The sequence below is a fragment of the Mucilaginibacter sp. BGA-UO-ETr-C110 genome, assembly GCF_059567985.1.
The window spans coordinates 1,486,631-1,506,660 of the sequence record NZ_JCAQPB010000002.1 but is presented as its reverse complement, the minus strand read 5'-3'; the positions used below and the strand labels follow the sequence as shown (position 1 = coordinate 1,506,660).

Genomic DNA, 20,030 nt, shown 5'->3' with positions numbered 1-20,030 from the left:
CCCAGTTAAGCCAATATCTCCCCCACATGTTTCTGAATATTCTCACAGATATTGTCGAGCGGCAGGTCGTTCGCGTCATAGCCAAAGGGGTCTTCAATCTCTTCGGCCAATAGTTCAATACTGGCAAAAACAAACAATACAAAAGCAATCACGGGTATAATAAAATACTTTAGATCAAAGGCCCAGGTAAAGGGCAAAGTCATGATATAGGTAAAGATGAACTTTTTGATGAACACATTATAAGAAAAAGGAATAGGTGTTTTTTTGATCCGTTCACAACCACCACAAATATCTGTAAATGAAGTTATTTCTGCCGTAATGCTAAACAATTGCTCCGGGTTAATTACACCGCTTTTATTAAGCTTGTACACGTTTTCGATAATAGCAGAGGCTACCTGGTTAGGCACATGTTTTTGCGGATCGATAGTAATAAACCCGGATTCCTCGGGTACATACTTATCCCTTAAATGATCCCGGAGCGCACGGGCATAAAGCGGTATGGTATAGTTAAAAAACGCGGCGTCATTTTCGCCAACCAGGTGTTTCAGTTTAATGGCCAGGTTGCGGCTGTTGTTGGTGAGGCTGCCCCAGATCTTACGCCCTTCCCACCAGCGGTCATACGCTGAGTTGATACGAAAAGCCAGCAATAACGAAAACACAAAACCAATGGTTTGATGAATGTAGCTCACCTTCCGGAGCAGACTGGTATCCGGCAGATGCCAGAAATCTATCAGCAGGTAAGTAACAATACCAGCGTATGCACCCACGGCCAGCATCAGCGGAAACAACTCCCGCATGGTATCGGCCTTATTAACCTTGAAAATAAAAGAAAACCACTCTTTTGGATTATAGTAAACCATTTTTGTTAAGTCAAAAGTAAAAACTGCTAAGCATCCTTGAACACCTTAATTAAAACAACAAAGATGTGAAAAATTCAAAATTCAAAATTTTCGGGGTCCTTCCCTCGTTCAGGCATCACTATTTTAAAGCTTCAGCCATTTGCTGTACAGCCTGATAAACATCCTGAAAACTGTTGTAAAGCGGCACCGGGCTTAGCCTGATCACATCGGGTTCGCGCCAGTCGCCTATTACGCCGTTATCGGCCAGGCATTGAAAAATGGCTTTGGCATCCCGCTTACAAACTACCGATAACTGGCAACCCCGCTTCTGCGGATCTGTTGGTGTAATGATCTTAAATACCTCCTCGCCCTGCACTCTATTCAACTCATTTATCAAAAACTCCATATAGCCCGTTAAAGCCACGCTTTTCTCTCGCAGAATACCAATACCGCCCGCATCATCAAAAATAGCCATAGAAGCCTTAAATAAAGCCAGGAGCAATATAGGGCTTGTGCTTACCTGCCAGCCATCAGCACCTTTGGCCGCCTCAAAGCCCGGCGCCATCAAAAAGCGCTTATCTTCCCGGTAACCCCACCAGCCCGCAAAGCGATCCAATTCCTGATTATCGAAATGCTTTTCATGCACAAAAACACCACTGATACCACCCGGACCTGAGTTCATATATTTATACGAGCACCAGCAGGCAAAATCAGCGCCCCAGTCGTGCAATTTTAATGGAACGTTACCTGCAGCATGTGCCAGATCAAAACCTGCATACGCGCCAGCTTTATGAGCCGCAGCGGCGATAGACTCCATATCAAACAGCTGCCCGGTATAATAATTGATGCCGGCAAACATCACCAGCGCCAGTTCATCAGCATGTTCATTAATGGTTTGAATGATATCTTCGGTGCGCAAAGTAAGCTCTCCTTTACGTGGAAAGATCTCGACAATAGCCTCCTTTGGATCAAAGCCATGGAAGCGGGTTTGACTTTCCATCGCGTACTGATCTGAGGGAAAAGCCCCTCCTTCCATAATAATTTTAAATCGTTTACCATTTGGTTTATAGAAACTTACCATCAGTAAGTGAAGATTTACTGTAAGTGAATTCATTACTGTTACTTCACTTTCCAGCGCCCCAACAATACTGGCTATGGACGATGAAAGTTGTTTATGATAATTAAGCCAGGGATCATCCCCCTGGAACCAACCCTCCACCGCGAGATTTTGCCAGGTGCTCAATTGGTCGGCTATATATTTCCCTGCCGAAGCCGGTTGCAGGCCTAAAGAATTGCCGCATAAATAAACCGCGTCGACACCCTGATGTTGCGGAATTAAAAAGCGGCTCCTGAAATTTTTTAGCGGATCAAGTCCATCCTGCTCCAAGGCAAATGCTAAACTGTTCTGATAGTTCATCGGCCAAAGATAATTAATTAGTGATTTACTGAATTATTGATTTACTGAATTGGTTAATTTAGTATCATCCCCCGCGCAGTCGCTCGGCTCCTGCCGAGTGACGATTATCGACAGGCCTCCGGCCTGCGAATTAAGCAAGCAAATTAAACGAGCGGCCGGAGGCCGGGTAATATTGATCACTCGGCAGGAGCCAAGCGATTGCTAAGACTCACCACTCACCACTACTTATTCGGCTTACTCACATAAATATCGCCTTTAACATAAAAGCGATACGGCAGCAGCGCATCTTCGCCGGCATAGGCTACGCCAATCCGCGGACCTACGGTTATTTGCTCGTCGGTAAAATTCAGCCCCCGATCTTCCAGCCAGAGGGTGTCGCTTTGCAAACTGATAGCGTTAATATTTCGGGTTATACCCAGGGCTTTGGCAACAGAACCCGGTCCGGCGGTAATGGTTGGTTTAAGCACCGGCATGTTGCGCCTTACCTGCATTGCCTCAATTCCTTCGGTCGGATGTACCGCCCTAATCAGGATAGCCTGGGCATGCCCTTCTGTCGAAGTTACAATATTGAACATTTCATGGATGCCATAACACAGGTATACATAGGCGATGCCACCCTGCATAAACATGGTTTTGGTACGCGGGGTTATCCGGTTACCATAAGAGTGTGCCGCTTTATCAACAGCACCATTATAAGCTTCTGTTTCAACAATATAACCACCTGTAGTTATACCATCAATACAGGTAAATAAATACTTTCCTAATAAACTTTTACTGATAGCTACCACATCGGTACCCAGGTAAAACGCTTCGGGTAACTTCATTTTTTAAGTATACTTTTTAATAATTTATTGATCTCTTTTGCCTTATCAAATATCATGATATGGGTGCCGCCCTTAACAATGGTAGCATCGGATATGCGTTTAAATGAGAACACCAGGTCCTTGTCGCCGGTGATATGAAAGAGATTTGGCGGGATAACATCATTTTTCCAGTGCAGTACTGCCTTCATGGCCCATTTTACAAAAGTGGGCGATGAGTTTTTCAGCATATCACTAAACAGCCAGGCATCCTCGGCGCTCATGTGTCCGAATAAAGGCTTGATCATAAAACCCAATGAGGTGACCCATTTTCCAGGGATAATCTTATAAACAGGTAAGCCGCGGAAAAAGTTAAAATACCGTGGAGCCTCCTTACTTGTTTTGATACTCGATATCAGGATCACCTTTTTTACAGGGATCTGCTTGGCCATCTCCACGGCGATCATTCCACCTAAAGAGTTGCCAATAATGACAGAATTTGGTTGTATATTATATTGATGGATAAGCTTTTGCGCATATGTATTTAAAGTATCTGATTGATGTGGTTCTATCCAGTCAACAGGTATTACTTCATGATCATGCAGGTCGATATTGTTATAAACCCGGGTATCAGCACCCAGACCAGCTATCAGGTAGATCCTGCTCATGCAAAGTTCAGCAGCTTTACAATTTGCTCCAGGTACAAGGCATCGGTTTCATCAAACTGATCCAGCAATTCGCTATCCGCATCTAAAACAGCAACCACTTCCCCATCATGAAATATAGGCACTACAATTTCCGATTGTGAAAGCGAACTGCAGGCGATATGTCCCGGGAAAGCTTCCACATCAGGCACTACCAATGTTTTGGCCTGCTGCCATGCCGCGCCGCAAACACCTTTACCCAAGCCTATGCGGGTACAAGCCACAGGCCCCTGAAAAGGACCTAAAACCAGTTCATTATTTTTAACCAGGTAAAACCCTACCCAAAACCATTTAAACTGCTCCTTTAAAGCCGCGGCCACATTGGCCAGGTTAGCCACCAGGTCGGGCTCGCCATAAAGCAAGGCCTCTATCTGTGGGATAAGCGTGGTATATTGTTCGGTTTTATCGGTTGATGTGGTTATGTTTAAATCCTCTGCCATGATACAAAAATAGCAATGTGTAGGAGAAAGTGCATCAACCGGATATCATATTTAGGTTGAATTGGATAAAGGTGCGATCTGGCGCGTGGCATCGACTCACCCCGCCTACGCTTCGCTGGGCGACCCTCTCTCCCGCTTTGCGGCAAAGAGGGTGGAGAAGCCTCATAACAAACGCGTCATTGCGAGGCACGAAGTAATCTCTAAGCTGTACAGAGCAAACTTGCATAGTTGACTTGCCTAAGTAGAGATTGCTTCGTGCCTCGCAATGACGCTGGATTAGAGCTACTGATTCTCCGAAACCGAACGTTTGGCGTGTCGCTATTTAACTATCAATTTTTTAATACTTTTTAAAGCTTTCAAAACCCATCAAAAATTTGTTAAAAGTCTAAAATGAAATTAAAACTTTATTAAAACGGATAATTTTCGATCCGTTTTTATCCTGTTTTTGATCAGAAAAGTGTTAAAATTTGAGGTTTAAAAAGTTTTTTGGCGAGGGTTTTATAATTAATGTTTTATTTAGCAGAAACATGATCGTTAGCCTTACCATCGTCAGATACCGGAAACTTTTTGTCCCTTTTGCATTGTTGGCCATAGCCATACACCGCCTGCCGATGTGGTTGCAAAAAGGCTGCAGCTTTTATAAGTTGCTGGGTTCGGGCCATAACGGTACTTTTGATCTTCAACCCGACTGGCAACAATGGGGACTATTAGCTTGCTGGGACAGCCGCGAAGATTTTGACAGATTTCAGGCCAGCTCCTTTGTTTCCAGCTGGTGGAAGATATTGGGCTATGAAGGCTGGACAGTACTCTGTGAGCCTTTACAAAGCCATGGTAAATGGGATGGCAAAGAGCCTTTTGGTAACCCGGAAGTAAAAGACCATGCCGGCCCAATAGCTGTGCTTACCCGGGCTACGATCAGAATGAACCGGTTGAAAAACTTTTGGTCGCATGTGGATGAGGTAGCTAACCTAATGACCAATGCGCCAGGTTACATCACCTCGTTTGGTATAGGCGAAGCACCGGTTTACCGGCAAGCCACCTTTTCGGTTTGGCAAAGCCTGGATGATGTAAAAGCCTTCGCCTATAAAAGCCGCGAACACGCCGAGGTGATCAAACTTACCCGAAGCGAGAACTGGTACAGCGAAGAGCTTTTCGCCAGGTTCAAACTACTGGAAAGCTTTGGATCGCTCCATGGAAAAGATCCTTTGGGGATTTTGGGAGCAAGGATTCAGGGAACAAAGAACAAGGATTTGGAGAGCAAAGAACAAGGACTTTAGGAGTATGGATAAAAGACAGAATAACAAAGGCGTTTCATTCAAAGATCCTTGATCCAATAATCCAATAATCTTTGCTCATTATATAATTCACTAATTCAATAAATCAAAATTCACTAATTAATAAAATGAGAATTATTGCCGAACTACCGCACCCTGATTTTAAAATATCCATTCTGAACATGAACCAAAAGTTTATTGTGAAGATAGAGCAAGGTGCCCTGGAGCAGAGTTACAAGATCCCCGAAATGGATTTGACTGATGGCGTGAACAGCGTTTTTGAATTGCTCGATGAAGAGTTTTTAAAAAAGGTAGGCACTCGCTTCACCCAAATGCGAACAGACTTTAAAGAATCTTACTACCGGTATAACTACTAATCAAATAACTCATAACTACCTAAAGTACAGTCACTTAATTTTATATTAGCTTAAAAACAGAATTTTATTCTGCCAAATTGGTCATTTCAGGGCTAAAAACAATTTATTATTTCTGTATAATTGGATAATTACTTTATATTTTATAAATAAGTAACTGTTATATAATTAGTTATAACTATATAAAAAATTATATCTTGTGAGCTATTTTGCCAAATAAATGGGAAGTCAGGCCAAAATAAGGTCGCAATACCAAAATCCGGAACGTTTTGGGTCTGATGGCGAAACACAGGAATCGTCGGCATTTTGGGGTGCTTTGTATTCTTTAAAAATCTTCACCCCCGTTTTATAAGGTATGGTATTTTTAAAAATAGGCCCCTTAAAAGTAAAGGTGTGAAACTCGCCGTTCTCACCACAAACGTCTACATCGTCTGGTAGTGCATCTATCAGCTCCCGACTGATCTCCTTCCCTACTATGCGTTCCAGGCGCTCCTGGGTGCAGGCTATAACGGTACCAAAACCAAGAGTTAAAAACTCGCTGATCAATTCGCTGGTATCGCGTTTCCATAAGGGGTATATCCCCAATAACCCGACCTCGCTCATGCGGGCATCGCGGTAAGCTTTCAGGTCCTCTAAAAATATATCACCAAAAATGGCATGGGTGATACCCTCGTTCTTAAAATGTGTCAGGTGCCGGTGCATTACCTCATCATACTCCTGCATGCCCGGCATTTCGGGGAGCCTGATCTGATATAAAGGTATGCCTATACTTTCGGCCTGTTTGATCAGGAGCTCCGTACGCACACCGTGCATAGATATCCTGTCGACGGCATCATTGATGGTCGTAACCAGGTATTTGATCTCCAGATCGGGGTTTTGCAGGCAATGGTATAATGCTAAGGCGCTGTCCTTGCCCCCGCTCCAATTGAATATGCACTTTTTCATTAATTAACGATTTATATATGGAGCAAGGATTTTTGAAATGTCTTCATTGTGTTTATCCTTGGATGCTTGTTCTCAAAGTCCTTGTTCTTTGTTCCCAAAGTCTATATTCCAAAAACCCTTGTTCCCAATGGTATTTCGCAGAGAATATTATGGTTTACACTGTAAACCCAATATTTGACGAAAATAAAAATTAACTATTTGACTATCAATTAAATAAACAAATGTAAACCATAAATTATGTAAACCATGTAAACCCAATTTCAGAGGGCCCGCTCTACCCTTTGAATTACTGTTTTTTCAAAAGCTGATCAACTAATGTGGGCACACCCACTGTAGCCCTCTCCTGTATTTTGATCAATTGGCCCCTCACACTTACATCCGGTATCTTTGGATCGATAATATATCTCGGGATCTCCGGACGCACATAGCTGATCAGTCCGGCAGCTGGATATACTGCCAAAGATGAACCTACAAGCATAAAAATATCCGCGTCGGCACAAATACGCGCCGCGGGACCTATCATAGGTACATCCTCGCCAAACCAAACCACATGAGCCCTCAGGGGAGAGCCTAATTCGCATACTTCATTCATCCTGATCTCCCAGCCGTCAATGGGGTAAGTAAGCTCAGGGTCGATACTTGACTGCGAACGGGTAATAATACCATGCAGGTGCATTACATTAGTGGAACCCGCGCGTTCGTGCAGATCATCTATATTTTGGGTGATGATGGTTACCTGGTATCTTGCTTCGAGTTGAGCCAGGGCGTAATGGGCGGCATTGGGTTTGGCCTCGAGCACAGATTTGCGGCGCTCGTTATAAAACTGCTGTACTATAGCCGGATTACGCTGCCATGCCTGCGGTGTAGCCACGTCTTCTATATTGTAACCCTCCCATAGCCCGTCGCTGTCCCTGAAGGTCTTTAAACCACTCTCAGCGCTGATGCCTGCCCCTGTTAATACTACCAGTTTCTTCATTGGTATCTAAAATTATATATCCATAAAAAAAGCGACCTGCCCTGGTGGCAAATCGCTTTTCTGTATTAGTTATTTAGCTTAAAGTGCCAGTTGTTTTTTTGTGCGTAAAAAGCTGTATCTGGTTTTAGCCAGTTCAAAGCCGCCAAATAAAATAAGCCCAAACACCAGGTTACCATAGATCATGTTATACTCAAACGGAATAGCATTTACTAATGATGTGCCATAACCGGCCAAGGTATGCGGGTAAAGATTAGATGTTGTATAAAGCCATGGCAGATCGGTAATTAACCAATGTATCAAAACCGATGCTAATGAAGCTAAAAGTACATTTACTACACGTACCTTTTTTATCATAGTACCTAAAAGTACCATCAGTGCAAAACTCACATATACTCCTATAATACCTTCATACCATATCGTTATCTTGGAGGTATATAAATAGTTAAGAATAACGTCGGTAGTAAACAAGGCAAGTAATACGGTAACATAGCTCTTCCATTTACTGGTAAAGTATGCGCCACCAAACAGTGCAATAGCTCCTACAGGATTAAAATTACTCAGATCCTTATACTTGTAGGCAAGCAATCTAAATGCAGCCACCACTACAATGGTTAGTATCAGCACAATATTGCGGGTTGTATTATCTTTTGAGTTCATGATTCAAATTTATGCCGTAAAATTACTTATAAATGTACTAAATAAAAAGCCGTTAATTAAACTGGTATTTAGCTCCAAGCATAAAATTGATACCCATGGTATTGTAGCCCAGCCAGTCGGTATACTTCTGATCTAATACGTTATTTAAATCACCAAACACACGCAAATTCTTGGTTGCCTTTAACTCCAGATGTAAGTCGGCCAGATTATAGTGTTTTAAAGTAACTATGGTAGAGGGATAAGTAGCAAAGTTTTGATCGGTACGGTTACCGGTATATTTGTAATTTACACCAAAGGAGAAATCATCAATAACCTGATAGGTAAAATTAAGCCCGAATGTGCTTTTTGGCCTCCGGTAAAGATTAGCTGTTTGTAGACCGTTTTCATCCGTTAGCTTGCCGGTTACATAAGAATAATAAGCGGAAGCGTTAAAATAGCGGGAATGATAATTCAATTCGCTCTCAAAGCCTTTATCTTTTTGAAACTGACCATTTTGATAAAAAGAAGCAAAAGGAGAAACAGACTCTGTAAAGAAATAGATCACATCTTTGGCATTGCGTTTATAAAATTGGGTATTGAATGTCAGAGCGCCTCTTACGATCTCCCAATCGAAACCGGCCTCGTATGATGTAGTAGTTTCAGGTTTTAGCTTTAAATTACCGTACTGAGAGTATAATTGATACAATGTTGGTGATTTATAAGCCGAAGCTATTGACCCGAAAATTTTAAATTGGTCGGCCAGGAACAAAGACGGGTTGATGGTATAGGTAAAATTATCGCCATAAGTACTATGGTGGTTATATCGTCCACCCAATTCCATGTGGAAAATGTCACTCTTAAAAAACAGGGAGGTATAAGCGCTGAATATATTATTATGAGCTAAATCATCAGCAATGGTACTGGCACCCGGGTGATAGCCAGTTGATTCATATAAACTATATTGCGTAGTGTTGCTATACTTAAAACTTGCTCCACTGGTAATATCAAAATATCTGCCCAATTCCTGGTTTAAAACAACTTCGGCATTGGTAATTCGCCCTATATTTTTAGTTACCTGATGTGTAGAATCATTGTCGGTAGGCCAGTTTTTAAAATTATTCCAAACTGTATTTTGTGATACCTTGAAATTCAATGTTCCTTTGGGCAATAGGAGTTTAGCTCCTACTCCACCAAATAAAAACGTGTTATTATAGGTGTAATTTTGATCGTCGGTAAATGCTCCATAAGGCAAATCACCCGATGTATAACTTGTTTGCAGATTTCCATTCAGGCTAAATTTACTGGAAATCGCCTGGTTGATATTGATACTTGCAGAGCGCTGATGAAAGCCATCTTTTTTAAAATTGCCTTTGCCTGTTGTATCTGTTGCTGCTGCAAAACCTCTGGAATCGGAATTGGAAATATTAACAGCTATCCCAGTTCTATTTACAGTTCCATTTAAAGATGCCGACTCTTTGAAGGTATTATAACTACCGCCCATTAATTGCAAGCTACCTTTAAGTCCCTGGCCCATTGCTTTTTTAGTAATGATATTGATAACACCAGCTACCGCGTCTGAACCATATAAGGTTGATTCGCTTCCTTTTAGAATTTCGATATGGTCTATCATATCCAATGAAAAAGCATTCAGATCATAACTACCATCTATACCTGAGGCGTTGTTTACCGGGAAGCCATCAACCAAAATCAACGTATTTCCTGTAGAAGCGCCTCGGAGAAAAATTGAGGTAGCGATACCCGGCGCATTCTGAGCTCCGGGAAATGACAGACCGGCCACCGTATTTAATAACTGCGGCAACGATTTTCCCTGTGATTGGCTGATCTGTTTGGCTGAGATTACTGTAACTACCCTACCAATATCCGACAGCTTTTTGGGTGAGCGGGTGGCGGTAACTACTACGTTATTTAGCAAACGGGTAGTATCCTGTGCCTGCACCGTAGCCGCCAGCAAAGTAGTATGCAATAGTCCAACTCCTAAAATACTTTTAAAGTAAATTTTCTTCATATAACCTGATATAATAATTAAATAATGTTTGCTATCAACTTACATTATACAACAGCTACGAATCAGTCAAATGAAAATACGCTAAACGAAGAGCATTCACATTCAAGCTTCAATCCCCGAAAGCTGTGAATAATATAAGTGCCTGGGCAGGTGTTCTGACTTACTCCCCACGTTGTCCTGCCTTCCCATCCTCTTTTATTTCAAGGACAGTGGCAATAAGAATGGACAATGGTTAAAGAGCTTACAGCTGCGGGACAGTTACGGATTCTTCACCGTATTCCCTTTTAATTCATTTATGGGAATAAACCATATGAAACCTAAAGCGCAACAAAAGTAGGATAAGTATTAACAACCACAAAGTAACAATCTGTATATTTATGATAATGAAATTGTACACTACACTTCTGCTATTCATAATCACTGTTATTCCCTGCTTTGCCCAGCAACCTGATACCATTTTTTTAAAGGGACTTTTACAGAGTCGTCCAGAGCTATTTAGTGGAATACTGAACCACCCTACCCAAAATGAGGTACAAATACTTTACACGCAGATCGATCGGGATAAAAACAATATACCTCATTTTAAATCATATAGTTATCACCTAAACGCTAAACATTATTTTTATCCTGCAAGCACAGTTAAATTACCAACGGCCATTTTCGCGCTCGAAAAGCTTCATGAGCTGCACATTAAAGGCTTAACCCAAAAATCAGTCATGATCACCGACAGTGCCTTTGCCAAGCAAACCAGGGTAAAAACAGACACTTCATCAGCTAATGGATTGCCCAGTATTGCGAATTATATCAAAAAGATATTGCTGGTGAGTGATAACGACGCTTTCAATCGCTTATATGAATTTGTTGGCCGCGAGGAGATCAATCGTAAACTTAAAAAATACCAGTTGTATCATACCCGTATTGTAGGACGACTTTCTGTAGGCGATGCAGGCGAAAATACCCGGCACACTAACCCTATCACTTTTTATAATGGAAACCAGGCAGTTTATCACAAAAAAGCCTTATATGATAGCTTGAGCTATCCCATGCATCTGGATAATATGATCATGGGTAAGGCCTATCTCGATAGCAGCGATCGCCTGGTGAATAAGCCTTTTAATCTGAGCGAAAAGAATGTATACTCCATTGCCGATCAGCAACAAGTCTTAAAAAGATTGCTTTTCCCGCAAACATTCCCGGTAGATCAGCGGTACAACCTTACTCCTGCCGATTACGCCTTTATATATCGCTACATGAGTACGTTTCCTACCGAAAACATAAAACCAACCTACAACCGACCAGAATATTTCCCGGCATACTGCAAGTTCTTATATTATGGTGGCGACAGCACTGCCACAATTGAACCCAATATCAGGATATTTAATAAGGTGGGTGACAGTTATGGATATGATATTGATAACGCCTACTTCATCGACTTTAAAAACAATGTAGAGTTTTTACTTACTGCGGTTGTACAATCAAACGAGGATGGGGTTTATAACGATAATAAATATGAATATGCTACAGTTTGCCTTCCATTTTTAAAAAACCTGGGGCGTGCTATATATCAGTATGAGTTGAAAAGACCCAAAAAGCACCAACCTAATTTAACTCAGTTTAAATTTAATTACGTTCCGGTAAAATAACTTCATTTAAAAAAAACTTAGCTTGGGGTATACTGTTTAAATTCTACAATCATTTAAACAATACTATGGCAACTACAATTGTAAAATATACTGATAATTTCCCTGTACTTTACGGTGATGACCGCGTAAACCTGAAATGGCCAGAGCGATATACATCTATCATTGGTGGTGTAAAATTGGGTTTATCCGGTTTTAAAAATCTTTTCTCCAGTCCGTTAAGCAGTGTTGTTAAATTGGGAGCTGGTGGTTACCTGTTAAGCCGTGGCATTACCGGTCATTGTGAATTGTACAAGCGCATAGGCAAACTTTCAACCAACCCGGTTAATATCAATATCCGCTCGTCGTTTACAGTTGATAAACCCCGGCATAAGGTATATGATTTTTGGCGTAAGCTGGATAATTTACCTCTGTTTATGAAACATTTGGAAAGTGTAGAAACCATAGACCCCACCTACTCCTATTGGGTTTTAAAACTCCCTGCCGGTGTGGCAACGGTAAGCTGGCATGCCGAAATTGTAAAGGATGAACCCAATGAGATGATCGGCTGGAGCTCCCTGCCTGATTCTATGATCAACAACGCAGGTAAAGTACGTTTTCAGGATACGCCGGATGGTATGGGAACTATTGTTGATGTCGTTATCAGCTATCAGCCACCTGCCGGTGGACTGGGTACAGGCATTGCTAAAATATTAAACCCCGTATTTAAAAGGATGGTTGATAAGGATGTACAAAACTTTAAACAGTACATGGATCTTGATAACGACAGTGAAGAATTTACACCAACGGTGATCATACTTTAACTACCAACAAAACAAAAGAGGCCGCAAATTGCGACCTCTTTTGTTTTGTAAAATACTAATTATTAGTATTTTATATTATTTTACTGCATCAATTACGGCTTTGAAAGCATCAGGATGATTCATCGCTAAATCAGCTAATACTTTACGGTTTAAACCGATTTCTTTTGCTGCTAATTTACCTATTAATTGAGAGTAAGAAATTCCGTGCTGACGGGCACCTGCGTTAATACGCTGTATCCATAAAGCTCTGAACTCTCTTTTTTTGGTTTTACGGTCACGATATGCGTACTGTAAACCTTTTTCAACTGTGTTTTTTGCAACGGTATAAACCTTGCTACGTGAACCCCAATAACCTTTGGCGAGGTTCATGATCCTTTTCCTGCGTCTTCTCGACGCTACTGCGTTAACTGAACGTGGCATCTTGTTTGATTTTGGTAGTGAGTGCCTGCTTTTATAACAGAACTTAAAACTCTAATACCTGGTTAAAAAATTTGTGAATTACTTTCCGATACAAAGCATACGTTTAACGTTACCCATGTCAGCATTAGATACTAAGCTGGTGTGACCAAGGGCACGCTTACGTTTTGTCGACATCTTGGTTAAGATGTGGCTTTTGTATGCGTTTTTTCTTGCGATTTTACCGGTTCCAGTAAGCTTAAAACGCTTTTTTGCACTGGAATTGGTTTTCATTTTTGGCATAACTCTATTTATTTGTTTTTAGATATTAACGTTTCTCAACGTTTTCCTTTTGTTGCTTCCGTGCATTTTAACTTTACACATCAGCCTGTTTTATTTACTTCTTTACTGCTTTAGGAGCCAGGGTTAAAAACATCCTTTTTCCTTCGAGCTTTGGTAATTGTTCTACTTTACCATTATCTTCCAACGCCTGTGCAAAACGTAATAACAGGATTTCACCCTGCTCTTTATACACAATGGCACGGCCCTTAAAGTGTACGTAGGCTCTCACCTTTTCGCCGGCTTCCAAAAACTTCATAGCATGCTTTAGTTTAAACTCAAAGTCATGATCATCGGTATTCGGTCCGAAACGGATCTCTTTAATAACCGTTTGCTTGGCATTGTTTTTTATCTCTTTCAGCTTTTTCTTTTGTTCGTAAATGAACTTGTTATAGTCCGTTACTTTACAAACTGGTGGAACAGCGTTTGGAGATATTTCAACCAGGTCAAGCTCCTGCTCCTGTGCAATTGCCAGTGCGTCTCTTAAGGAGTAAACTCCCTGCTCAACGTTGTCGCCTACAAGACGAACTTCCTGAGCCCTGATGAATTGATTAATGTTGTGTTCAGCTTCTTTTTTCTTAAAAGGAAGCCTTGGTCCTCTATTGAAGGGTTTGTTTAATGCCAAGTTATACTTTTATTTCTTTAGTTATTTGTTCTTTAAAATCTTCTATGCTCATACTTCCCAAATCGCCCTGACCATGTTTCCTTACAGAAACCAAGCCTTCGGCAGCTTCTTTTTCACCCACAATCAACATATAAGGGATCTTTTTGACTTCAGCATCACGTATCTTACGCCCTATCTTCTCGTCTCTAAAATCAATCAGCCCGCAAATATCGGAATCTTTTAACACATCAGAAAGTTTTTTTGCATATTCCTCAAATTTTTCTGATATGGGTAAAATAATAAACTGCTCCGGCGATAACCAAAGTGGAAAATTACCTGCGCAATGCTCAATTAATACGGCGATAAAACGTTCCAGAGAACCAAACGGCGCCCTGTGAATCATTACCGGGCGGTGTTTCTGATTATCGCTGCCAGTGTATTCCAGTTCAAAGCGCTCCGGAAGGTTATAATCAACCTGTATGGTACCCAATTGCCATTTACGACCCAGGGCGTCTTTTACCATAAAATCAAGCTTAGGACCGTAAAAAGCAGCTTCGCCTAATTCCTGAACGGTGATCAAACCTTTTTCATCAGCAGCTTCAATGATAGCCGACTCCGCCAAAGCCCAATTTTCATCAGTACCAATATATTTGGCTTTATTTTCCGGGTCGCGAAGTGATACCTGCGCGGTATAGTTATCAAAGCCTAATGCCTTGAACACGTATAATACCAGGTCGATCACCTTTTTAAACTCTTCTTTTACCTGATCAGGGCGGCAAAATAAGTGCGCGTCGTCCTGAGTAAAGCCACGTACACGGGTTAAGCCGTGCAACTCGCCGCTTTGCTCATAGCGGTAAACTGTACCAAATTCTGCCAAACGTACTGGCAGATCCTTGTATGAGCGCGGTTTGCTTTTGTATATTTCGCAGTGATGCGGGCAGTTCATCGGTTTTAAGAAGAACTCCTCTCCTTCCTGCGGTGTTTTTATCGGCTGAAACGAATCGGCACCATATTTTTCATAGTGACCTGACGTTACGTACAGGTTTTTATGCCCAATATGTGGTGTAATTACCTGCTCATACCCTGCCCTAACCTGCGCCTTCTGCAAAAAGTTGGTCAGGCGTTCGCGTAAGGCTGCACCTTTTGGTAACCACAATGGCAGGCCCATACCCACTTTTTCGGAGAAAGTGAACAATTCCAGTTCTTTACCCAGTTTGCGGTGATCGCGCTTTTTAGCTTCTTCGATCATGTGCAGATACTCAGTAAGCTCGCTGGCTTTAGGGAATGTAACCGCGTAAATACGGGTAAGCTGTTTACGTGTTTCATCGCCGCGCCAGTAAGCACCAGCAACGCTCATCAGTTTAACAGCTTTTATAAAGCCTGTATTAGGGATATGCGGCCCACGGCACAGATCGGTAAAGTTACCCTGTGTATAAAAGGTGATGGAACCATCGGCCAGATCCTTGATCAGATCAAGCTTGTATTCGTCCCCCTTTTCAGTAAAATATTCAATCGCATCGGCTTTGCTTACCGGTTTGCGGATATATTCTTCTTTGGTTTTGGCCAGCTCAATGATTTTATCTTCAATCTGTTTAAACTCGTCTGAAGAGAATTCACGGTCGCCAAAATCAACATCATAATAGAAGCCTGTTTCAATAGCCGGACCGATACCGAATTTGGTACCCGGATACAGTGCTTCCAAAGCTTCGGCCATTAAGTGGGCCGATGAATGCCAGAAGGTTGATTTACCCGAAGTATCGTTCCAGGTTAATAATTTAACGTGTGCGTCCTGTTCAATGGGGCGGCTGGCATCCCAAACCTGTCCATCAACTTCGGCGGCTAATACGTTACGTGCTAATCCTTCGGAGATCGATAGGGCGATCTGCAAGGAAGTGATCCCTTTGTCATACTGACGAACGGATCCATCAGGAAGTGTAATACTAATCATCTACAACTATGATTTAAATTTTTATAAAATTACGTTTGCCGATCACCTACAAAGTGATCTTTATTTTTGTGGCGCTAAATTAAGATTTTATTTTGATTTAGATTTTCAAAATTCCCTCACCCTTTTCGAAAACTTTTTAAACCTTAAATTTTAACACTTTTTTAGTCGAAAACGGGCAAAAAAGCGTTGGATTTTCTCATTTTAACAAAGTTTTAACGCCATTTTAACACTTTTTAACAAATTTTTGATGGGTTTTGAAAGGTTTAAAAAGTACTAAATAACTGATATTCAAATAAGTAACAAAAAACTATCTATTTTTGGCCTTGATTTGACCTTAACTAAACAGCCCGCTACTCTGATAAAAGAGCAGCGGGCTGTTATTGAATATAAAGATACGAAATCCGGAGCAGACCGGCAAATTTCAACTACCCTACCCGCTTACAATTACTGCATCAAAAAGTAAAATATCATTGAAGCGAAAACGCCTGAATGGGCAAATAAACGATGATGGAAATATTTTTAATATTTTACTTTGTATTACAAAGTACTTTATGTTATATTTGTGCTACTATTTAAAACCGAACATGATGATCACCAAAAACAAACGACTCCTTGGCATAGTACTCACAGTTGTGCTTTTATTGCTGATACCATTGATAGCTATGCAATTTACAAACGAAGTGAAATGGTCATTTCCTGACTTTATTGTGGCCGCTGTATTACTGCTCGGCACGGGATTGATGTGCGAGCTTGTGATAAGGAAGGTAAAAAAGACAGGGTACCGGATAGCTGCCTGCGCGATGGTTCTGACAGCACTCGTCCTTGTTTGGCTGGAACTTGCTGTTGGCATCTTCGGTACGCCATTCGCCGGAAGTTAAACAGCGGAGTACTTGCCAGCAAGTTCAACCCTGTTTTAAAAATTAATGCTTTTTCAATACCCCAGGTTCAGATACTTCTCTTTAATAATGTTGACATGATGCAACTCGTGCCCGGCAATATGATAAGCCAGTGCCCTTACGGTGGCGTCATTAGCGGTACCGGTGCCATGCCCCATCCTACCAAAGGCATTATCAGGTAAACCATTGAATAAAGCAATAGTTGCTCTCCTCACCGCCTCATATTCTTCAAAAATATTATCGAGCGAACGGCTGTCGGCTTCGGAATAAAGCGCGTAGGCGTCCTGATCAAAACCGATGAGGTTGTTTTTTTCGTTACGGGCGAAGCGCAGGGCACGATAGGCAAAAATGCGTTCGTCGTCAATAATATGCACCAATGTTTCTTTTATGCTCCATTTACCGGGAGCATAGCGATGATATAAGACATCTTCGGGCAAGGAATACATCAGCTGCTTCACCATATCAAAATTATCCTGCAGGTGCTTTAATATCAAGCCATCCGTAGGCAGTAATTTCATGTACATGATAGCGTATGGTGGGTATTCTCCTGGTTGTGGTGGTGGTATTATTTTCATGATCAAATTTGCGAATTCAATTACAAATTGTCCAATCGTATTTACGGGAAATCAGTTGATTGAATTTTCGCAAGTCATTCTAATCTTAATTATTAACAAGGTTGTTTGCCAACACCTCATTATTTAATAATTCCCCAAACAATTCCCATCGTTTTTCAGTATTTTTCGTTGTACCGACTTTACTTTCAATATAGTTTTTTACAATATCTTTTCCATAATTGTAATTAATCACATAACTCCGATATTTTTTTATAAAGCTAATCTCTCTTCTTCCGTAGGTATTCATACTTAAATATTTTAATGCTTTAGAATTAGACTTAGCGCCATTCAATAGCGCTCTGGCGGCTTCGTTGGTAGTATAATTTAATTTGTTACCTACTTCCAAGGCTTTAAAATAGATGGATATACCAGTTGTGTCAATTCCGGCCAATGGTAATAGAACATTTTTTACAAAAACAACCTTTTCATCTCCCGGAAAAGTAAGTTCAATACCATAGTTAGCACTTCCTTCAGCAATCAAAGATTGAGGACTATAAACCGGAAATATGGATAATTCTACCAATCCTTTATCATGATAAAGATTCTTTTCGAGCAGTGTATTGTACACATGGTGCCCCGGATAACTTTCATGACTTCCTGTATTAATGGCCTCATCAATAAATATTGGTAAGTCTGTATTTATTTGTACAACGCTTTTATAACCACCTTTGTACCAGTTATAGCCAAGCCAGGGCTTATTTGTCACATACTCTAATGTAAGGTTTTCTGCATCGGGTAATTTACAATGGCTCAAAGTGCGTTTTCTGGCCTCGGCAATAGCAGCCTTAAAAACCACATCCACTTTGTTTTTTGGAATAATAAATTTACTGGCCAAAGTTTTAAAACGCCTTTCCACTGATCCTTTACCAGGCAACAAGCTGTCAAGATGGGCCACTATGCCTTTGTAATAATTTTCGGAATAAACAGGAGCCACCAGGCCAAACAACTCTTTTGATTCTTCATCAAAAGAGTTGTAATCATGTGAATATATCTTAATACGGCGACTAAAGGCTAATAACTGTGCCGATATCCATTTAGCGCGGTTTAGGTCAGTATCTGCTGCTGATATTTCAATATCTTTTAAACCTGCCTGTAACTTATCTACTTCTTTTAGCAAACTATCTTTAGGGAAAATTTCAGCCTTGATCTGCGTTGGCCTTAAGGAATCAGGGCCATAATAAATATTAAGAAAATCAACGTCATACTGACTTATCGTAAGGCCGAGTGTCACATATTTTGCAGCTATTTGATTAAGTTTAGCTGAATTATTGTCGATAGTGGTCTTGGGCTTATTGAACAGGAAAAACAATATCGGAGTCAGGAAGAAAAGTTTTTTCATTGTATTATTTTGGAAAGATATCTGTTAAAATAAAGAATCACTTTCAAAACACTATATTCTTATGGTTTGAACTAAGACCTATAATACTACTTCCCTGTTCGATTCATTACAAAATCGGAAATCGAACATCCCAAATCCTCCGCTCCCGCAAGCGTCCCGCTTGTGGTAATTATGCGGAAATTTTAAGATATTCGATATATAAAGAACCACAAGCGGGACGCTTGCGGGAGCACTCGCACTTGTCCTCTGTTAACAAAAATCCAAAATCCCAATTCCCAAATCAATAATCAAACATTCCCCCAGCCCAGCGTCAGTACATCGGCCAGGTGCATGGTTTTAATGGGGAGACCGTTTTTGTCGATATAGCTTTGCAGATGTAACAGACAGGAAGCATCGGTAGAGATGATGTACTCTGCTCCTACGGCCAGGGCATTATCAACCTTTTGCTGAGCCATAGCGGTGGATATGCCATCAAATTTAACGGCAAATGTACCGCCAAAACCACAGCAGGTTTCGCTGTCTTTCAGATCGAGCAGTTCCAGGCCCAATACTTTGGAGAGCAGCTGGCGGGGCTCATCTTTTATTTTACACTCTCGCAGTGCGGCGCAGCTGTCATGATAAACGGCTTTGCCGTCAAGTTCGGCGCCGAAATAGTCGAATTGCAGGATGTTCACCAGGAAATCCGACAGTTCGTAGATATTGCCCTGTACAGCCCGGCATTTATTATGAACCGCGGTATTGGTAAACAGATCGTTATAATAGTTTTTCACCATGCCGGTACAGGAAGCCGATGGAGTTACGATCACGCTATCGTCCGAAAAATCATTCAGGAATTTACTACCCACGGCTTTGGCTTCGTCCCAAAAACCGGCGTTAAAGGCCGGCTGACCGCAGCAGGTTTGGTTAGGGTTAAAGCTTACTTTACACCCTGCTTTTTCCAATACCTTTACGGTATTAAAAGCGGTATCCGGGAATAACTGATCAATAAAACAGGGTACAAATAACTCAATCTTCATCTCT

The 20,030-nt window shown here is 41.2% G+C and carries 21 protein-coding genes and 1 riboswitch; of the genes, 5 read left to right on the top strand and 16 right to left on the bottom strand.

The genetic code is table 11. From position 1 onward, the window contains the following. Positions 1 to 5 precede the first annotated feature (5 nt). From AC57BQ_RS07375 to AC57BQ_RS07355, 5 genes are all read right to left on the bottom strand, one after another. On the bottom strand, positions 6 to 860 hold the full coding sequence (locus tag AC57BQ_RS07375) for a bestrophin family protein (protein ID WP_496405661.1): 855 nt from the start codon (positions 858 to 860) through the stop codon (positions 6 to 8). 118 nt (positions 861 to 978) lie between these two features. Next, complete coding sequence (kynU, locus tag AC57BQ_RS07370) at positions 979 to 2,256, bottom strand: kynureninase (RefSeq protein WP_496405660.1); 1,278 nt, start codon at positions 2,254 to 2,256, stop codon at positions 979 to 981. Positions 2,257 to 2,477: 221 nt separating this feature from the next. Then, complete coding sequence (locus AC57BQ_RS07365; protein WP_496405659.1) at positions 2,478 to 3,080, bottom strand: DNA-3-methyladenine glycosylase; 603 nt, start codon at positions 3,078 to 3,080, stop codon at positions 2,478 to 2,480. Then, entirely contained in the window at positions 3,077 to 3,724 is a 648-nt protein-coding gene (locus tag AC57BQ_RS07360; protein ID WP_496405658.1) for an alpha/beta fold hydrolase, read from the bottom strand. The genes AC57BQ_RS07365 and AC57BQ_RS07360 overlap by 4 nt, the downstream gene beginning before the upstream one ends. Continuing rightward, complete coding sequence (locus AC57BQ_RS07355; protein WP_496405657.1) at positions 3,721 to 4,200, bottom strand: GAF domain-containing protein; 480 nt, start codon at positions 4,198 to 4,200, stop codon at positions 3,721 to 3,723. The genes AC57BQ_RS07360 and AC57BQ_RS07355 overlap by 4 nt, the downstream gene beginning before the upstream one ends. Positions 4,201 to 4,727: 527 nt before the next feature. Here AC57BQ_RS07355 and AC57BQ_RS07350 point away from each other — a divergent pair. Beyond that, the gene (locus AC57BQ_RS07350; protein ID WP_496405656.1) at positions 4,728 to 5,477 is read left to right on the top strand and encodes a DUF3291 domain-containing protein; all 750 of its coding nucleotides are present in this window, start codon (positions 4,728 to 4,730) and stop codon (positions 5,475 to 5,477) included. 125 nt (positions 5,478 to 5,602) lie between these two features. Further along, positions 5,603 to 5,851, top strand: coding sequence for a hypothetical protein (locus AC57BQ_RS07345; protein WP_496405655.1), 249 nt, complete (start codon positions 5,603 to 5,605; stop codon positions 5,849 to 5,851). Positions 5,852 to 6,076: 225 nt separating this feature from the next. On the opposite strand, the gene AC57BQ_RS07340 is transcribed toward AC57BQ_RS07345, so the two are convergent. The 4 genes from AC57BQ_RS07340 to AC57BQ_RS07325 all read right to left on the bottom strand — a co-directional run bounded on the left by AC57BQ_RS07340 (position 6,077) and on the right by AC57BQ_RS07325 (position 10,431). Further along, positions 6,077 to 6,793, bottom strand: coding sequence for a Dph6-related ATP pyrophosphatase (locus AC57BQ_RS07340; RefSeq protein WP_496405654.1), 717 nt, complete (start codon positions 6,791 to 6,793; stop codon positions 6,077 to 6,079). A 286-nt stretch (positions 6,794 to 7,079) separates the two neighbouring features. Continuing rightward, complete coding sequence (locus AC57BQ_RS07335; protein ID WP_496405653.1) at positions 7,080 to 7,769, bottom strand: SIR2 family NAD-dependent protein deacylase; 690 nt, start codon at positions 7,767 to 7,769, stop codon at positions 7,080 to 7,082. Positions 7,770 to 7,847: 78 nt separating this feature from the next. After that, positions 7,848 to 8,426: a DUF6580 family putative transport protein gene (locus tag AC57BQ_RS07330; protein WP_496405652.1), complete on the bottom strand. Its 579-nt coding sequence runs from the start codon at positions 8,424 to 8,426 to the stop codon at positions 7,848 to 7,850. A 52-nt stretch (positions 8,427 to 8,478) separates the two neighbouring features. Beyond that, positions 8,479 to 10,431 (bottom strand): TonB-dependent receptor plug domain-containing protein, encoded by a 1,953-nt coding sequence (locus AC57BQ_RS07325; RefSeq protein WP_496405651.1) that lies wholly within the window; start codon positions 10,429 to 10,431, stop codon positions 8,479 to 8,481. 128 nt (positions 10,432 to 10,559) lie between these two features. Continuing rightward, positions 10,560 to 10,767: riboswitch (cobalamin riboswitch) on the bottom strand. Between the two features lie 47 nt (positions 10,768 to 10,814). Between AC57BQ_RS07325 and AC57BQ_RS07320 the strand changes: the two genes are divergently transcribed. Together AC57BQ_RS07320 and AC57BQ_RS07315 are read left to right on the top strand one after the other, a co-directional pair. Continuing rightward, the gene (locus AC57BQ_RS07320; protein ID WP_496405650.1) at positions 10,815 to 12,074 is read left to right on the top strand and encodes a serine hydrolase; all 1,260 of its coding nucleotides are present in this window, start codon (positions 10,815 to 10,817) and stop codon (positions 12,072 to 12,074) included. 65 nt (positions 12,075 to 12,139) lie between these two features. Beyond that, entirely contained in the window at positions 12,140 to 12,874 is a 735-nt protein-coding gene (locus AC57BQ_RS07315; protein ID WP_496405649.1) for an SRPBCC family protein, read from the top strand. A 75-nt stretch (positions 12,875 to 12,949) separates the two neighbouring features. Here the strand turns inward: AC57BQ_RS07315 and rplT are convergent, their stop codons facing one another. The 4 genes from rplT to thrS form a co-directional block, all read right to left on the bottom strand. Further along, on the bottom strand, positions 12,950 to 13,294 hold the full coding sequence (gene rplT / locus AC57BQ_RS07310; RefSeq protein ID WP_076369188.1) for a 50S ribosomal protein L20: 345 nt from the start codon (positions 13,292 to 13,294) through the stop codon (positions 12,950 to 12,952). Positions 13,295 to 13,372: 78 nt separating this feature from the next. Next, positions 13,373 to 13,573 carry a 50S ribosomal protein L35 gene (rpmI, locus tag AC57BQ_RS07305; protein ID WP_076369190.1) on the bottom strand — a complete coding sequence of 67 codons (201 nt, stop codon included), beginning with the start codon at positions 13,571 to 13,573 and terminating at the stop codon, positions 13,373 to 13,375. 94 nt (positions 13,574 to 13,667) lie between these two features. Further along, positions 13,668 to 14,234 (bottom strand): translation initiation factor IF-3, encoded by a 567-nt coding sequence (gene infC, locus AC57BQ_RS07300; RefSeq protein WP_090470682.1) that lies wholly within the window; start codon positions 14,232 to 14,234, stop codon positions 13,668 to 13,670. 1 nt (position 14,235) lies between these two features. Further along, positions 14,236 to 16,161: a threonine--tRNA ligase gene (gene thrS / locus AC57BQ_RS07295; protein WP_496405648.1), complete on the bottom strand. Its 1,926-nt coding sequence runs from the start codon at positions 16,159 to 16,161 to the stop codon at positions 14,236 to 14,238. Between the two features lie 584 nt (positions 16,162 to 16,745). On the opposite strand from thrS, the gene AC57BQ_RS07290 reads away from it, so the two are divergent. Further along, on the top strand, positions 16,746 to 17,039 hold the full coding sequence (locus tag AC57BQ_RS07290) for a hypothetical protein (protein WP_496405647.1): 294 nt from the start codon (positions 16,746 to 16,748) through the stop codon (positions 17,037 to 17,039). Positions 17,040 to 17,092: 53 nt separating this feature from the next. Here the strand turns inward: AC57BQ_RS07290 and AC57BQ_RS07285 are convergent, their stop codons facing one another. The 3 genes from AC57BQ_RS07285 to AC57BQ_RS07275 all read right to left on the bottom strand — a co-directional run bounded on the left by AC57BQ_RS07285 (position 17,093) and on the right by AC57BQ_RS07275 (position 20,026). Next, the gene (locus tag AC57BQ_RS07285; protein ID WP_496405646.1) at positions 17,093 to 17,632 is read right to left on the bottom strand and encodes a DinB family protein; all 540 of its coding nucleotides are present in this window, start codon (positions 17,630 to 17,632) and stop codon (positions 17,093 to 17,095) included. 85 nt (positions 17,633 to 17,717) lie between these two features. Then, entirely contained in the window at positions 17,718 to 19,010 is a 1,293-nt protein-coding gene (locus tag AC57BQ_RS07280; RefSeq protein WP_496405645.1) for a hypothetical protein, read from the bottom strand. A 287-nt stretch (positions 19,011 to 19,297) separates the two neighbouring features. After that, complete coding sequence (locus AC57BQ_RS07275) at positions 19,298 to 20,026, bottom strand: (Fe-S)-binding protein (protein ID WP_496405644.1); 729 nt, start codon at positions 20,024 to 20,026, stop codon at positions 19,298 to 19,300. Positions 20,027 to 20,030: the final 4 nt, after the last annotated feature.

Coding starts and splice junctions, on each gene's coding strand:
- AC57BQ_RS07375 (WP_496405661.1), bottom strand. CDS start 860: ATGGTTTACTATAATCCAAAAGAGTGGTTTTCTTTTATTTTCAAGGTT.
- kynU (WP_496405660.1), bottom strand. CDS start 2,256: ATGAACTATCAGAACAGTTTAGCATTTGCCTTGGAGCAGGATGGACTT.
- AC57BQ_RS07365 (WP_496405659.1), bottom strand. CDS start 3,080: ATGAAGTTACCCGAAGCGTTTTACCTGGGTACCGATGTGGTAGCTATC.
- AC57BQ_RS07360 (WP_496405658.1), bottom strand. CDS start 3,724: ATGAGCAGGATCTACCTGATAGCTGGTCTGGGTGCTGATACCCGGGTT.
- AC57BQ_RS07355 (WP_496405657.1), bottom strand. CDS start 4,200: ATGGCAGAGGATTTAAACATAACCACATCAACCGATAAAACCGAACAA.
- AC57BQ_RS07350 (WP_496405656.1), top strand. CDS start 4,728: ATGATCGTTAGCCTTACCATCGTCAGATACCGGAAACTTTTTGTCCCT.
- AC57BQ_RS07345 (WP_496405655.1), top strand. CDS start 5,603: ATGAGAATTATTGCCGAACTACCGCACCCTGATTTTAAAATATCCATT.
- AC57BQ_RS07340 (WP_496405654.1), bottom strand. CDS start 6,793: ATGAAAAAGTGCATATTCAATTGGAGCGGGGGCAAGGACAGCGCCTTA.
- AC57BQ_RS07335 (WP_496405653.1), bottom strand. CDS start 7,769: ATGAAGAAACTGGTAGTATTAACAGGGGCAGGCATCAGCGCTGAGAGT.
- AC57BQ_RS07330 (WP_496405652.1), bottom strand. CDS start 8,426: ATGAACTCAAAAGATAATACAACCCGCAATATTGTGCTGATACTAACC.
- AC57BQ_RS07325 (WP_496405651.1), bottom strand. CDS start 10,431: ATGAAGAAAATTTACTTTAAAAGTATTTTAGGAGTTGGACTATTGCAT.
- AC57BQ_RS07320 (WP_496405650.1), top strand. CDS start 10,815: ATGAAATTGTACACTACACTTCTGCTATTCATAATCACTGTTATTCCC.
- AC57BQ_RS07315 (WP_496405649.1), top strand. CDS start 12,140: ATGGCAACTACAATTGTAAAATATACTGATAATTTCCCTGTACTTTAC.
- rplT (WP_076369188.1), bottom strand. CDS start 13,294: ATGCCACGTTCAGTTAACGCAGTAGCGTCGAGAAGACGCAGGAAAAGG.
- rpmI (WP_076369190.1), bottom strand. CDS start 13,573: ATGCCAAAAATGAAAACCAATTCCAGTGCAAAAAAGCGTTTTAAGCTT.
- thrS (WP_496405648.1), bottom strand. CDS start 16,161: ATGATTAGTATTACACTTCCTGATGGATCCGTTCGTCAGTATGACAAA.
- AC57BQ_RS07290 (WP_496405647.1), top strand. CDS start 16,746: ATGATGATCACCAAAAACAAACGACTCCTTGGCATAGTACTCACAGTT.
- AC57BQ_RS07285 (WP_496405646.1), bottom strand. CDS start 17,632: ATGAAAATAATACCACCACCACAACCAGGAGAATACCCACCATACGCT.
- AC57BQ_RS07280 (WP_496405645.1), bottom strand. CDS start 19,010: ATGAAAAAACTTTTCTTCCTGACTCCGATATTGTTTTTCCTGTTCAAT.
- AC57BQ_RS07275 (WP_496405644.1), bottom strand. CDS start 20,026: ATGAAGATTGAGTTATTTGTACCCTGTTTTATTGATCAGTTATTCCCG.